This window comes from Lysinibacillus cavernae (assembly GCF_009724685.1).
Taxonomy (GTDB): Bacteria; Bacillota; Bacilli; order Bacillales_A; family Planococcaceae; genus Lysinibacillus; species Lysinibacillus cavernae.
In genome coordinates this window covers 210,077-223,660 of record NZ_WMEF01000003.1, presented here as the reverse complement: position 1 = coordinate 223,660, position 13,584 = coordinate 210,077, and the positions used below count along the sequence as shown (strand labels likewise).

At 38.0% G+C, this 13,584-nt stretch carries 13 protein-coding genes and 1 other annotated feature; of the genes, 10 read left to right on the top strand and 3 right to left on the bottom strand.

Going from position 1 to position 13,584, the window contains the following annotated elements:
* Positions 1–69 precede the first annotated feature (69 nt).
* Positions 70–2,274, top strand: coding sequence for a peptidoglycan D,D-transpeptidase FtsI family protein (locus tag GJU32_RS08770; protein WP_155591568.1), 2,205 nt, complete (start codon positions 70–72; stop codon positions 2,272–2,274).
* Between the two features lie 55 nt (positions 2,275–2,329).
* Here the strand turns inward: GJU32_RS08770 and GJU32_RS08765 are convergent, their stop codons facing one another.
* The gene (locus GJU32_RS08765) at positions 2,330–2,548 is read right to left on the bottom strand and encodes a hypothetical protein (protein WP_230874991.1); all 219 of its coding nucleotides are present in this window, start codon (positions 2,546–2,548) and stop codon (positions 2,330–2,332) included.
* Positions 2,549–3,128: 580 nt separating this feature from the next.
* On the opposite strand from GJU32_RS08765, the gene GJU32_RS08760 reads away from it, so the two are divergent.
* The 9 genes from GJU32_RS08760 (at position 3,129) to GJU32_RS08720 (ending at position 12,548) form a co-directional block, all read left to right on the top strand.
* Positions 3,129–4,103 (top strand): PstS family phosphate ABC transporter substrate-binding protein, encoded by a 975-nt coding sequence (locus GJU32_RS08760; protein WP_155591567.1) that lies wholly within the window; start codon positions 3,129–3,131, stop codon positions 4,101–4,103.
* A gap of 64 nt (positions 4,104–4,167) precedes the next feature.
* On the top strand, positions 4,168–5,115 hold the full coding sequence (gene pstC / locus GJU32_RS08755) for a phosphate ABC transporter permease subunit PstC (RefSeq protein WP_155591566.1): 948 nt from the start codon (positions 4,168–4,170) through the stop codon (positions 5,113–5,115).
* Between the two features lies 1 nt (position 5,116).
* On the top strand, positions 5,117–5,995 hold the full coding sequence (pstA, locus tag GJU32_RS08750; protein WP_155591565.1) for a phosphate ABC transporter permease PstA: 879 nt from the start codon (positions 5,117–5,119) through the stop codon (positions 5,993–5,995).
* 12 nt (positions 5,996–6,007) lie between these two features.
* The gene (gene pstB / locus GJU32_RS08745) at positions 6,008–6,841 is read left to right on the top strand and encodes a phosphate ABC transporter ATP-binding protein PstB (protein WP_155591564.1); all 834 of its coding nucleotides are present in this window, start codon (positions 6,008–6,010) and stop codon (positions 6,839–6,841) included.
* A gap of 13 nt (positions 6,842–6,854) precedes the next feature.
* A complete protein-coding gene (gene phoU / locus GJU32_RS08740; RefSeq protein ID WP_155591563.1) occupies positions 6,855–7,514 on the top strand; it encodes a phosphate signaling complex protein PhoU in 660 nt (219 codons plus the stop codon).
* Between the two features lie 743 nt (positions 7,515–8,257).
* Positions 8,258–9,130 carry a vWA domain-containing protein gene (locus tag GJU32_RS08735; protein WP_155591562.1) on the top strand — a complete coding sequence of 291 codons (873 nt, stop codon included), beginning with the start codon at positions 8,258–8,260 and terminating at the stop codon, positions 9,128–9,130.
* A 75-nt stretch (positions 9,131–9,205) separates the two neighbouring features.
* The gene (locus tag GJU32_RS08730) at positions 9,206–10,276 is read left to right on the top strand and encodes a mechanosensitive ion channel family protein (protein WP_155591561.1); all 1,071 of its coding nucleotides are present in this window, start codon (positions 9,206–9,208) and stop codon (positions 10,274–10,276) included.
* Positions 10,277–10,315: 39 nt separating this feature from the next.
* Positions 10,316–10,527, top strand: a binding site (T-box leader).
* Between the two features lie 66 nt (positions 10,528–10,593).
* Positions 10,594–11,979 (top strand): anthranilate synthase component I, encoded by a 1,386-nt coding sequence (gene trpE / locus GJU32_RS08725; protein ID WP_155591560.1) that lies wholly within the window; start codon positions 10,594–10,596, stop codon positions 11,977–11,979.
* Positions 11,976–12,548, top strand: a complete 573-nt coding sequence (locus GJU32_RS08720; RefSeq protein ID WP_155591559.1) for an anthranilate synthase component II — start codon at positions 11,976–11,978, stop codon at positions 12,546–12,548. The genes trpE and GJU32_RS08720 overlap by 4 nt, the downstream gene beginning before the upstream one ends.
* 54 nt (positions 12,549–12,602) lie before the next feature.
* Here GJU32_RS08720 and GJU32_RS08715 read toward each other — a convergent pair whose 3' ends face one another.
* Together GJU32_RS08715 and GJU32_RS08710 are read right to left on the bottom strand one after the other, a co-directional pair.
* Positions 12,603–13,082 carry a hypothetical protein gene (locus GJU32_RS08715; protein WP_155591558.1) on the bottom strand — a complete coding sequence of 160 codons (480 nt, stop codon included), beginning with the start codon at positions 13,080–13,082 and terminating at the stop codon, positions 12,603–12,605.
* Positions 13,083–13,085: 3 nt separating this feature from the next.
* Entirely contained in the window at positions 13,086–13,502 is a 417-nt protein-coding gene (locus GJU32_RS08710) for a hypothetical protein (protein WP_230874990.1), read from the bottom strand.
* Positions 13,503–13,584: the final 82 nt, after the last annotated feature.

Genomic DNA, 13,584 nt, shown 5'->3' with positions numbered 1-13,584 from the left:
GTCATACATTCGAATGGTATACTAAATATCGTGTATTAAAATGAACTGAAGATGAGGAGGGGAATACATATGCGCAAAGCACCAGGGAAAAATCGCGCGGCGAGTGTTAAAGCAAAACATCATTCTAATTTAACATTTCGTATGAATATCCTTTTCTTTGCAATATTTATCGTATTTTCAATGTTAATTTTTAGACTTGGCTATATGCAAATCGTTAAAGGGGAAGATTATGTACGTATTTTAGAGCGTACAGAGGAAGTACCTGTTAACACAAGTGTGCCAAGGGGACGCATGTATGATCGCTATGGGCGTATTTTAGTGGATAATCACCCGGAAAATGCCATTACTTATACGAAAATGCAAACGACAACATCAGAGGAAATGCTCAATATCGCGAGAAAGTTGGCACAATTAATTGAACAGCCAACGAAGCGTGTCACGTTACGTGATAAACAGGATTTTTGGATACTACAAAATCATGATGCTGCCTATGAAAAGGTTACACAGGCAGAAGAAAATAAGATTCGAACAAAGGAAAATATTACAACAAGTCAAATCAATGCAGAGATTGATAAACTGGTACGTGAGCGTATTACGAATGATGAGCTTTTACAATTGACGGAGGCAGATTTGGAAGTATTAGCTATTTATCGAGAAATGGTGTCTGGCTATAATTTATCTCCTCAAATTATTAAAAGTGAAAATGTATCCGCGGATGAATTTGCTCGTGTATCTGAGCGTTTAACGGAATTACCAGGCGTGAATACGACAACAGACTGGAAACGTGTAAAATTGTCGTCTTTATCAATTCTAGGTCGTACAACTTTACCGACAAAAGGGATACCGAAAGAAAAGCTAAATTATTATTTAGCCCGTGACTATTCACGTAATGACCGTGTAGGGGAAAGTTATATTGAAGCACAATATGAAGAATTACTACAAGGTCAAAAAACAGTCGTCAAAAATATTACCAATAAAAAAGGACAGGTAGTCGATACGGTAACAACCTATGAAGGTGAACCAGGTAAAGATTTAATCCTGTCACTGGATAGTGAATTACAGGCGGAAACAGAGAAAATTGTGGAAGAAGAACTGCTGAACCTAAAAGCACTTCCAGGCTCGTATTTACTAGATCGTGCCTTCTTAATCATGATGGATCCTAATACAGGAGATGTCCTGTCCATGGTTGGTAAGAAAATAGAGAAAAATCCTGAAACAGGGAAAAATGAAATAGTTGACTATGCATATGGATCATTTACAACGGCTTATGAGGCAGGTTCATCTGTAAAGGCAGCAACAGTTCTTACTGGATATAATCAAGATGTTATATCGATGGGTACTTCAATGGGGGATGAACCTATTGTATTAGCTGGTACAGACCCTAAAACTTCTATTTTTAACCGCAGTGGCTATATTCCAATGAATGATTTATTGGCATTAGAACGGTCTTCCAACTCCTATATGTTTAAAATTGCGTTAATGATGAATGGAACACCTTATAGCTATGGTATGCCATTACGCTTAAAGGACGATACGTTCCCAAGAATGCGTAATAATTTTGCACAATTTGGATTGGGTGTGAAAACAGGCATTGACTTACCAAATGAATTTAGTGGGGTGCGTGGTCCATCAGGTCCAACAATGGGCGGTAAAACACTAGACTTAGCGATTGGTCAGTATGACACGTATACAACTCTGCAATTAGCACAATATATTTCAACAGTTGCCAATGGTGGTTATCGTATTCAGCCACATGTTGTGAAAGAGGTTCGTGATCCATCTCAAGATGGCAAACAATTAGGTCAGTTAGTGACAGAAGTAGGGCCAACCATTTTGAATCAAATTGACAATCCTAAAGAAGAAATCGATTATGTAAAACAAGGTCTACGCCGTGTTTATACGGGTTCACAAGGTACGGCTACAAGACAATTTGGGGATGCTCCATATACTGCGGCAGGGAAAACAGGGACGGCAGAGGTAGTGTACTATGGTCCATTACGTGAGCACTTCGGTACAAACACGATTAACTTAACACATGTCGGCTTTGCACCATATGACAACCCTGAAATTGCCTATGCAGTTGTTATCCCATGGGTGAATACAAATTTAAATACACACTACGCACATAATAATGTCATTGCTAGACGTTCCTTAGATAAATATTTTGAATTAAAAGCAAAATACCAAACTGAAAAAGTGACAGATAGCAATGTAAAACAACCAATTTTACCAGCCATTACACAAGAGAAAATTGGTGAGGATGAGCAACAATAAGAAAACCGCTAGGCACCCAGTGCCTAGCGGTTTTTCTATTGTAGAAAGATAGCCTTTACGCAGATAACTGCTGTATAGCTAATTCAAATTGTTCCTTTGGTTTTACTCCATATAGTTCTATATTGTTATAGAAATAAGAAGCCACCATAAAATCAATCGCCTCTTGAAGTGTAAATTCCCGATGTTCCATTATTAGTGATAGATAAGTTTTAAAATAATCGGCATTTTGTACGTTTGCATGTTTCATGACAAAGGTCAAACTCTCCTCATTCATTATGCCTCCACGTGATTGCCCAGATGCTTCGCTTTGGTGCAAAAAAACAATGCGTCCAAATTTTTTCGTACTTGCCTATCTGTGACAATCGCCAGAAGCTTGATTTCGATACAGTGGACGTTTGAACATCCACTGAAAAAACAAAACAAGCATTGATTTCCCTCTATAAATAAGGAAGCCTTCAACTGCATCAATATAACATTCCTGACACAAGAGCTTATTATAGCATCTTTCTAATAGGAAGCAAGTGTTAGCTTCATGCAGAAAAAGACTCGCCCCTTAAGATAATGAAAGGAATGGGGGGGGTCCCTTTTCATTGGGTGTCCAATCATCTACTGAATGCAATAAAGCCTTCGGGGGATGTCACGGATTTTGAAAGGCACAATTCAAAATCCTGACGCGATTACGCCAAGGCGAAAAATTGATTGCAATTGTAAATGCATCTTTACAATCATTTACAAAGCATTACATTCCTTTACATCTCTTTTACGAACCGTTTATACGACTTCAACAATCAGTCATTATAGTAAAGATTGTAAGACAAATAACTATAAAACAGTTAGCGACGGAGGCAAATGAGATGAAAAAGTGGAAGTACTTAACGATGACAGCAGTAATGGGTTCTGCATTAATGCTTGGTGCATGTGGTAGCGATTCTGCACAAAATGGAAACAATGCAGAAACGAACGCACCAGCAAGTTCAGGGCAAGAAGCTGCTGATGAAAAGCTACAAGGAACTGTAGCTGGAGATGGCTCATCAACAGTGGCACCAATCATTGAAGCAGTTGTTGAAGAGTATGCAGGTACACAACCAGATGTCAAAGTATCAGTGGGGGTTTCTGGTACTGGTGGTGGTTTTGAAAAATTCATCGCAGGTGAAACAGACTTTTCAAATGCGTCTCGTAATATAAAAGATGAAGAGAAAACTAAATTAGAAGAAGCGGGCATTGATTTTACAGAGCTAGCTATAGCATATGATGGTTTATCTGTAGTGGTTAACCCAGAAAATGATTGGGCGAAGGATTTAACGGTAGAACAACTACAAAAAATTTGGATTGAAGATGGTACTGAGAAAAAATGGTCTGACATTGACCCATCTTGGCCAGATGAAAAAATCGTTTACTATTCACCAGGTACTGACTCAGGCACATACGATTACTTCGATGAAGTTATCTTAGACGGTGCAGATCTAGTAAGCGCAGCGACATTATCAGAGGATGATAATATGCTAGTTCAAGGTGTTTCTGGTGACAAAAACGCTATCGGTTTCTTCGGTTATGCTTACTACTTAGAAAATAAAGATAAATTAAACATTGTAAAAGTGAATGGTGTAGAACCAACAAATGAAACAATTGAAGGAGGCGAATATACGCCACTTTCACGCCCACTATTCACATACGTGAAAAATAGTGCAATGAAAGATAATGAAGCAGCATACGATTTCATCAAATTTACACTTGAAAACGCAGGAGATATGGCTGAGGCAGTTGGCTATGTTAGCTTACCTGAAGAAAAATATACTGAAGGCTTAAAAACTTTAGAAGGCTTAAAATAAGTAGACATGCATAGAGGGAAAGAGATGTATGCTCTTTCCCTCACTTATTTGAAAGGAGCTCCCAATGGTTTCTCAAAAAGAAAATAAGACATCATCTGTGCAGCAATTAATTGCAAATTCGCGCAATCAAAAAACAAAGAAAATAGTGGAAAAAGCAATGCCAGCTCTATTATTTTCTGCAGCTATTATCTCGATTTTAACAACATTTGGCATTGTTTTCACCCTTATTTTTGAAACGTTTGAGTTCTTTAAACGTGTATCGATAACGGATTTCCTTTTTGGTACGAAGTGGTTACCGTTTTCAGGGAATGAACCGTTATTTGGAATTTTGCCATTAATCGCAGGTACATTAAAAGTGACACTTATTGCAGTTGTAGTAGCCGTACCATTTGGAATTGCTTCAGCGATCTATTTAAGTGAATATGCAAGTGAGAAAACGAGACGTACAGTGAAACCTATTTTAGAGGTATTAGCAGGTGTACCAACGATCGTTTATGGTTTCTTTGCTTTAACATTTGTCACACCTTTATTACAAGAAATTGTACCTGGACTAAAATTATTTAATGCATTAAGTCCTGGGATTGTTGTAGGAATTATGATTTTACCAATGATTACATCTTTATCAGAGGATGCTATGTCATCTGTACCAAATAGTATGCGTGAAGGAGCTTTAGCTCTAGGTGCGACGAAATTTGAGGTAGCTATCAAAGTAGTATTACCAGCTGCACTATCTGGAATTGTTGCTTCAGTCGTGTTAGCTATTTCCCGGGCAATTGGAGAAACAATGATTGTTTCGCTTGCTGGTGGATCTACACCGAAATTTGATCTCAATGTAACAGACTCTATTCAAACAATGACTGCGTACATTGTTCAAGTTTCAACAGGTGATGCAGGCTATGGAACAACGATTTATTACTCTATCTATTCAGTAGGATTTACGTTATTTATCTTTACGCTAGTAATGAATTTACTTGCTCACTATATTTCGAAACGCTTCAGGGAGGTTTACTAGCATGCGCTATATGGATGACACAGCCGTCATGAAACGAATGACAAAGCGTATTACATTTAATAAAGTTTGGAAAACCTTATTTTTCTTAGCTACTATGTTTGCGCTTGTTACATTAGCAATTTTGCTTTACCGCATTGTGACTCAGGGGATTGATTATTTAAATATCGATTTCTTAACTAACTTTGCATCACGATTTGCGGATAAGGCAGGTATCAAAGCTGCCTTAATCGGTTCGCTTTGGTTGATGGCAGTTGTTGCGCCAGTATCCATTATTTTAGGCGTAGGTACTGCAATTTATTTAGAGGAATATGCCAAGAAAAATAGAATCAACGACTTTATTCGAATGAATATATCAAATCTAGCAGGTGTACCTTCCATCGTTTTTGGATTACTTGGGTTAACAATTTTTGTACGCATGATGGGCCTAGGTAAAAGTATTTTAGCTGCTGGTTTAACAATGAGTTTATTAATTTTGCCTGTTATCATTGTGGCTGCACAGGAGGCCATTCGAGCAGTGCCAAATGAGCAACGAGAAGCTTCATATGGCATGGGTGCAACAAAATGGCAGACGATTTTGCGTGTTGTGCTACCAGCTGCAATCCCAGGAATTTTAACAGGAAGTATTTTAGCCTTGTCTCGTGCAATTGGAGAAACAGCGCCACTAGTTGTTATTGGGATTCCAGTTATCCTACAGTTTTTACCGAATGGATTATTGAGTCAATTCACAGCGTTACCGATGCAAATCTATGACTGGGCTAAACGACCACAAGAAGCATTTCAGTATGTAGCTTCAGCAGGTATTTTAGTGCTCATGACTGTTCTGTTGTTAATGAACTCTATTGCCATCTATATTCGAAATAAATTCCAAAAACGTTATTAATGAGGTGACCTTATGGTACTAGATTTAAAAGAGGAAAAAACAATTGTCAAACTGAATCAAGCGACGACTAAGTCTTCCGTTGATGTGGCGAAAAACATTGTTTATGATACAAGAAACTTAAATTTATGGTATGGCGATCACCATGGTTTAAAAGATATTAACTTAAGTATCTATGAAAATGAAGTAACGGCTATTATTGGACCATCTGGCTGTGGTAAATCAACGTATTTAAAAACATTAAACAGAATGGTAGAGCTTGTACCAAGTGTTCGTACATCAGGTGAAATTTTCTATCGCGAGCGTAATATTTTAGATAAAAACTATACGGTTGAGGAATTAAGAACACGCGTAGGGATGGTGTTCCAAAAGCCAAATCCGTTTCCAAAATCTATTTATGATAATATTGCCTATGGTCCAAGAATCCACGGCATAAAAAATAAGAAAATTCTAGATGAAATTGTGGAGAAGTCACTAAGAGGTGCAGCGATTTGGGATGAAGTAAAAGATCGTTTAAATCAAAATGCCTATGGTTTATCGGGTGGTCAGCAACAACGTATTTGTATTGCACGTTGCTTAGCGATTGAACCAGATGTCATCTTAATGGATGAGCCAACATCTGCATTAGACCCAATTTCTACGTTGAAAGTGGAAGAGCTTGTGCAAGAGCTGAAAAAAGATTATTCCATTGTTATCGTGACACATAATATGCAACAAGCGGCACGTATTTCGGATCGTACAGCATTCTTCCTTAGTGGAGAAGTTGTTGAATACGATAAAACAGATATTATCTTCCAAACACCATCAGATCAACGCACAGAAGACTATATTTCAGGACGTTTCGGTTAAGGAGGAGCAATAAATGATAGTACGTGAGCGTTTTGAACAAGAGTTAAAAGAGGTACAGGGGCAATTTATTAAACTTGCCAACAGCAGTATATTGGCACTGAAAACGGCTTTCGAAGCATTAGTTGAGCAAGATTTAGAAAAAGCCTTAAAAATTTTAGAAGATGATTTAGTCATTAATCGCCTTGAAGAGGAAATTAATGACCACGTGATTTTAATGATTGCCAAACAACAGCCAGTGGCAACGGATTTGCGACGTCTCATGGTCCTTGTAAAAGCTGCTTCAGATATGGAGAGAGTAGGCGACTATGCAGTCAATATCGCCAAGGAAGCTATTCGAATTGGCAAAGAGCCAATGGTGTTTCCGATAACAAATCTACAGACGATGTGTACTAAAACAATAGAAATGTTAGAGAGCATCATGAAGGCCTTTACAGAGGAAGATACAGTACGTGCAAAAGAAATCGCAGAATTAGATGATTATGTAGACGATTTATATGGGGCAACGATTACACTTTTGCTACGTGCAGGTGTAGAAAATCCGGCACACATATCGCAGATTACGCATCTAACATTTATTTGCCGATATTTAGAACGTTCTGCTGATCATGCCACAAATATTGCAGAGCATCTATTTTACTTAGTCAAAGGCAAACATTATGAATTAAATAATTAAGAGAGAAGAGCTACTTTTTAGCTCTTTTTTCATGTTGTTGAAAAAGTGATGTCACTAGCAGAAAAAGACCTTTTAGCAAAGCGAGGGATTGATTTCCGTTCCGCCAGCGTCCTTTCCAGGGGGCGCCCGATGAGCCGCTAAATCCCCTAAGAGTGACGCTGACTCCACTCCAATCAACCATGTGCAAAAGTATTTTTCCCTTATCTTTCATAGTAGCCGTAGTAAACAAAATGGCCCATTATTTGTATTATTAGAGAAAGGATAGGCTCTTATTTTCAATATGGAGAAGTTATTTGTTACGACACCCCTCCATACATAAAATGAGTAGTGAACACCTTTGATAAAAAGTTAGTGGATTGGAGTGGAAGGCTACTTGACTCCCGTGGAATAGCGAGACAGACGAGCCCCTGCACGGAGCGGTAGCGGAGGAAGCGGCTCGGCACTCGCCCACAGGAAGCCTTGCTCTACGCGAAAGCGAAGCGTCAGCGACAAAGCAAGTAGCCTGCAACGGAAATCCATTTTCACCTTTCACAAAAATTCTATGGATGGTTTTGTTTTTCAACGCTATGGGAGAGCTGCTTTTTAGCTCTTTTTTTCATTTGGACAAAAAAATCTCTTGAAGCAGCAACATTGTCTTTTTTCGTGGCGTCATTAGAAGAGAGCGATTTTGTATTGTCAAAAAAATTTTTTGGTTATACTATAGACATTATCCAAAAAATGTAGTGCTTAGGAGGTGCTGCTACGTGAAAGACGCAATCGAATCACTCTTAGCGAAATTTGATATACAGATGACGCTAGATCAACTTGATTATTTACATTTTCTATATGAAAACTTACACCTTGAGGAATTAAGCGACAAGGAGCAACATTATTTTATCGACTATTTTTTCAAGAGTGAACCATTACGTAATATGGCAGCATTTGCACTAGAATTGGCAGATATTATACATGAAATTCGGGAAAATATCCCTGCTATTGAGAAAGCTGAGCGCTTAGCTAATGGCAATGAACAAGGCTTGTATTATGAACGAAAATGGGCAGAGCTGAGACGTCAAAAGCTCAAGCAGCAAACAATGAAAAGTGGTAATATTTTTTATGTTCCTTTTCATGATTATAAACAAGAGCCTGGTCCGATGATTATTTGTTTAGAGCAAACTACGGGAATGGCAGCTTACTCTGAGCTTTGTAAAAGTATGATATTGCCGTTATTTATGAATGCACATCGTGAAAGTCGCGATTTATATATTGTCCCATATGATCAACAAATTCATGTTCACTATCGCTTTGAAAATGGTCATTTAAATTTAGCTGATTTTAAAAGTTTTATCGAATATAAGGCAAAGGGAGAGGCTGCTATCCTGCCAGTTTTACAATTTGTTAAAGCATTACTACAGGAAAATCAACTAGGCTCTGACGCAGAAGTTATTATTTTTACAGAAGGAACGCCTATTGATGGTCAGTATCTAGTCGGCAAGCAGGCGAAAACGATGTTAGAGGAAATGAAGCGGAAATACCACGCTGAATTTTCAGTGATTGCCATGCATGAACATAATTTTAATAAACAGCAATTTTGGTTTGCTAACAAGGCTTTTTTTGCGGATGATGCGATACAATAACAGGAAGGGGCTAACCGTTACTGAAGGTCGGCTCCTTTTTGATGGAGATACATAGGTTTTTAAAAGGAGAAATACATGAATTCATTACATTGGTTGTTACCTAAATTTACAGTCCCAACTTGGATAGACGTCTTGATTGCCGTCATGATCTGTTTGGTTGGTTGGCTTATTCAACGATTTGTTATTAAAAAAATTATTCATCGTGTTGTGACATTTTTAAGAGATCGACAGCAGAATTTTCAAGCAAATGTACTGGCACAATTTAGTAATGCCATTGGCTATGCATTTATGACTACGGTCATTGTACTAAGCTTATCCTATTTAATAGAAGTCCCTTTATTCACGCATAAATCAACGGGAAATTTTGTATTGTCTATTATGGTGTTTTTTGCCTTTAAAGGCGTATACGACGTTTTAAATTTTTATACGAAACAGCCCTTACAACTGACTAATGAAGAGGATCAAAATGTTTTATTACCGTTTTTTCTACGAATCGGTAAAGTACTCATCATGATTTTCGCGATGTTCACAATTGCTTCATTTTGGAATTTTAATCTCAATGGCTTTTTAACTGGGATTGGTTTAACGGGTGTAGCAATTGCCTTTGGGATTCGTGATACATTAGCCCATGTGTTTGGTGGTATGTCCGTAGCGTTAGATAATCCATTCCAAATAGGCGATTGGATAGCGACTGAGGATCAAAAGATTGAAGGAACGATTGAAGATATCAATCTACGAAGTACCTTAATTCAAACAGGAGATAAAGGACTTGTTTATGTGCCAAATTCCTATTTAGTCAATCGTCCCATTTATAATTTGTCGAGACGAGAAAAACGTAAATGCGAACAATTTTTATATGTCGCTTCCGACAATGATGAGGACAATTTACGTAGCGCTTTAACGGCCATTCATAAGGAAATTTACTTACATGCCAAAACCGAGAAAGACATGATTCATGTATTTATTGATGAATTTCATCATGATGCGTATCGTGTGCTTGTCCGATTCTTTGTTGCTACGAATGATACAGCGGTTATGCTGGAAGTGAGACAGGATATTTTATTTGCCATTCGTCAAATACTCGAGGAATTAGCGATTACGTTGACTACTCCTAATGAAGATGACAGTCCACGGAACAAAAAATAAATTGAATTGTGAGATAGTTTGCTTTACAATATTACCTAGAAATCAGCAATGATGAAGAATAGTAGCTATGATGATTTGTTACAGAGAGCTAGTGGTTGGTGGAAACTAGTACAAATGAATGGTGAATGGACTTCGGAGCTCTAATCCTGAATAACAGTACGGATTAGCGTATGCCCACGTTATAGGGCTTCGAGTGGGTCTTCTAAATAGGAGACCAATGAAGGTGGCACCACGGCTTTTCCGTCCTTTTGTGATGGAAAGGCCTTTTTATATATATTTGGTGTAGAAGAGCAGAGCTTAGAGAAGGAGAGAAGAGTATGACAGTTGAGCTTAGGAAGTATGCTATGAAAGTATTACAAGGGGATATGATGACCCCTATCTCTGTGTATCAATCACTTAGAGGGCAGCATAAAATGTTGTTCGAATCATCTGCCAAGCATGAGGAAAGTGGGCGCTATTCCTTTATCGCTATGAATCCAGTGGCTGAATTAAAAGGAAATCAGAGTGAATTTATTTTTTCGAAAGGAATGGAAAATAACAAGGCGAGTGGGAATGTGCTTGATCAATTAAAGCATGTGATGCCCTTTCATAAAGATAACTATCCATTTGCTTTTTTTGGCGGGGTTATTGGTTTATTTGGCTATGAAACAGCTTTTTATACAGAAAAAATCGGAGACTATTTACAGGATGATTTAGACATGCCTGACGTTCATGTTTTTTTCTATGATACATTTATTGTTTTTGATCATTTAACACAGGAAATTACATTAGCTTCAATTGATCTATTTCTGGAGGGTCGTTCATTAGAGGAGATGGAGGCAGAGATCGCGAACATGGAGCGACAGCTTTATGCAGGTACAACATTTGATGAAACGAAAGTAGATAAGCTAGATTTTAAACCTATGATTTCAAAGGAGCAGTTTGTCTCTTTAGTGGAGCGTGCTAAGCAGCATATTTTGAGAGGGGATATTTTTCAAATTGTGTTATCACAACGCTTCTCAGCACCATTTACAGGTTCACCATTTGCGCTGTACCGTCAATTACGCACATCTAACCCGTCACCCTATATGTTTTATATGGATTTTGGGTCCTATATCATTTTAGGAACATCTCCTGAAAGTCTTGTGAAGGTAAAAAATCGAATGGTTACAACAAACCCAATTGCAGGCACTAAGCCTCGAGGTGAGACAGTTGAGCAAGACCAATTGATTGCAAATGCTTTATTAGAGGATGAAAAAGAAATTGCGGAGCATCGTATGTTGGTGGATTTAGGCCGCAATGATCTAGGCCGAATTGCCAAAGTCGGTTCCGTAAAGATAATGAAATACATGAATATTGAACGCTATAAATATGTCATGCATATTGTATCAGAGGTAATTGCAGAGTTACGAGATGACCTCCATGTTTTGGATGTACTTCGTGCATGTTTACCTGCTGGAACGGTGTCTGGAGCGCCTAAAATTCGTGCCATGCAACTTATTAATGAATTAGAACCAGTAAAACGTGGCGTGTATGCTGGGGCGGTGGGCTATATTTCAACGACAGGCGATATGGACTTGGCACTTGCTATTCGTACAATGATCATTAAGGACCAGCAAGCACACGTACAGGCAGGTGCGGGTATTGTTTACGATTCCATACCGATGTCGGAGTATGAAGAAACGCTCAATAAAGCCCGTGCGCTATTGGAGGTAAAAAAATGATTTTATTAATTGATAATTATGATTCCTTTACCTATAATCTATTTCAACAAATCAGTATGCTTGGGAAAAACGTCAAAGTCGTACGAAATGATGCCATTACAATAGAAGAAATTCAAGAAATGATGCCAGAAGCTATTATTTTATCCCCTGGACCAGGAACACCTACTGAAGCGGGCATTACTGTAGATGTTATCAAGGAGCTGTATCAAAAATTTCCTATTTTAGGAATATGTCTTGGGCATCAATCAATAGGGCAGGCCTTTGGGGCAAGTATCGTGCAAGCCAAAAACATTATGCATGGCAAGCTGTCACCATTACAATACGCTCAAACGGGTTTATTTGCGCAATTAACTGGGGACATACAAGTAATGCGTTATCATTCCCTCATTATTGAAGAACAAACTTTGCACAAGGATTTTAACATTGTCGCAACAGCTGAGGACGATGGGGAGATTATGGCCATTCAACATAAGAAATATCCTCTTTATGGTCTGCAGTTTCATCCTGAATCAATCGGCACAAAAGAAGGAAGTATAATGATGCATGCCTTCCTAGAAAGTATAGCCTAATACACATAAAAAAGCTGTCGTCTAATCATATGGATTTGGCGACAGCTTTTTAAGTTATTGTTTTTTGCCTGTAATTAGCTTAGCAATTTCTTCTAGTGTCATGGAAGAATCGACCTCATAGGAGCCAATTTGTAAGCTTCGAGCATATTTTGCATTGGCCAGTAGTAATTCCATCTCAACACTATTGGTAATAATACCGCCATCTTCAAGCTTTTGTGCAACAATATACGGCGTAATACCACTGTATATTTGCAGTGTCATCGTTGTGGCATCAGAGCTTGTTTCTTCAACGGGCTGTTCAGAAGAAGCTGTTGTAGAAGTTTCTTCAGTATGTATTTGGTTTAATTGTTTCTTTAAAGAGGCAATCTCTTTATTTGCCTGCTTTAACTTATTTTGCAGTTCTTCTACATGATCCTGATTGGAAGATTCTTGAGTAGGGAGACCAATATTCACATCAAAGCGATGTGCGAGTGCTAGCAAAGCCCCAACGAGAAAAATAGCAATGCCAAATGCGCGGATGGCTGATTTGTTCATAACTTATCGCCCCCCGTTTGCAATCACTTGACGAACTTGCTCTTCTGTTAAATTTGAACGAATACTGATATCAGCTACAGAAAGACCCTGTTTATTTAATTCAAGCACCTGACTAACGATAATTTGATGGATTGGCTTTGTTTGTGTTGTCGTTTGTGCAATCTTTGAAGTTTGTGCAGCCTGTTGGACAGCTTGCATAACTTGTTGAACTTTAGGGTTTTGTACATTAGTTACTGATTTTGATTTCACTTGAAACTCAGGCTCTAATAAAAGTTCTTCCTCTACCATTTTTAGGCGACGTTTTAAATTATTCGTTTCTTGAAATATGGAGATGGATAATTCTTCGACATCTTTTTCGATTTTTTTCGAGCTATTTTTGAAAAATCCCGATACAATGATCAAAAAAATCCCGATACTCATTAATAGGATGGATAAATCCAATAGTTTCACCTCGATGTAGTATGTAATTATAAGATATTTTACCATATGCAAACTTAATATG

Coding starts and splice junctions, on each gene's coding strand:
- trpE (WP_155591560.1), top strand. CDS start 10,594: ATGACAGTTGAGCTTAGGAAGTATGCTATGAAAGTATTACAAGGGGAT.
- pstC (WP_155591566.1), top strand. CDS start 4,168: ATGGTTTCTCAAAAAGAAAATAAGACATCATCTGTGCAGCAATTAATT.
- GJU32_RS08765 (WP_230874991.1), bottom strand. CDS start 2,548: ATGAATGAGGAGAGTTTGACCTTTGTCATGAAACATGCAAACGTACAA.
- GJU32_RS08710 (WP_230874990.1), bottom strand. CDS start 13,502: ATGAGTATCGGGATTTTTTTGATCATTGTATCGGGATTTTTCAAAAAT.
- GJU32_RS08770 (WP_155591568.1), top strand. CDS start 70: ATGCGCAAAGCACCAGGGAAAAATCGCGCGGCGAGTGTTAAAGCAAAA.
- pstA (WP_155591565.1), top strand. CDS start 5,117: ATGCGCTATATGGATGACACAGCCGTCATGAAACGAATGACAAAGCGT.
- GJU32_RS08730 (WP_155591561.1), top strand. CDS start 9,206: ATGAATTCATTACATTGGTTGTTACCTAAATTTACAGTCCCAACTTGG.
- pstB (WP_155591564.1), top strand. CDS start 6,008: ATGGTACTAGATTTAAAAGAGGAAAAAACAATTGTCAAACTGAATCAA.
- GJU32_RS08760 (WP_155591567.1), top strand. CDS start 3,129: ATGAAAAAGTGGAAGTACTTAACGATGACAGCAGTAATGGGTTCTGCA.
- GJU32_RS08720 (WP_155591559.1), top strand. CDS start 11,976: ATGATTTTATTAATTGATAATTATGATTCCTTTACCTATAATCTATTT.
- phoU (WP_155591563.1), top strand. CDS start 6,855: ATGATAGTACGTGAGCGTTTTGAACAAGAGTTAAAAGAGGTACAGGGG.
- GJU32_RS08715 (WP_155591558.1), bottom strand. CDS start 13,082: ATGAACAAATCAGCCATCCGCGCATTTGGCATTGCTATTTTTCTCGTT.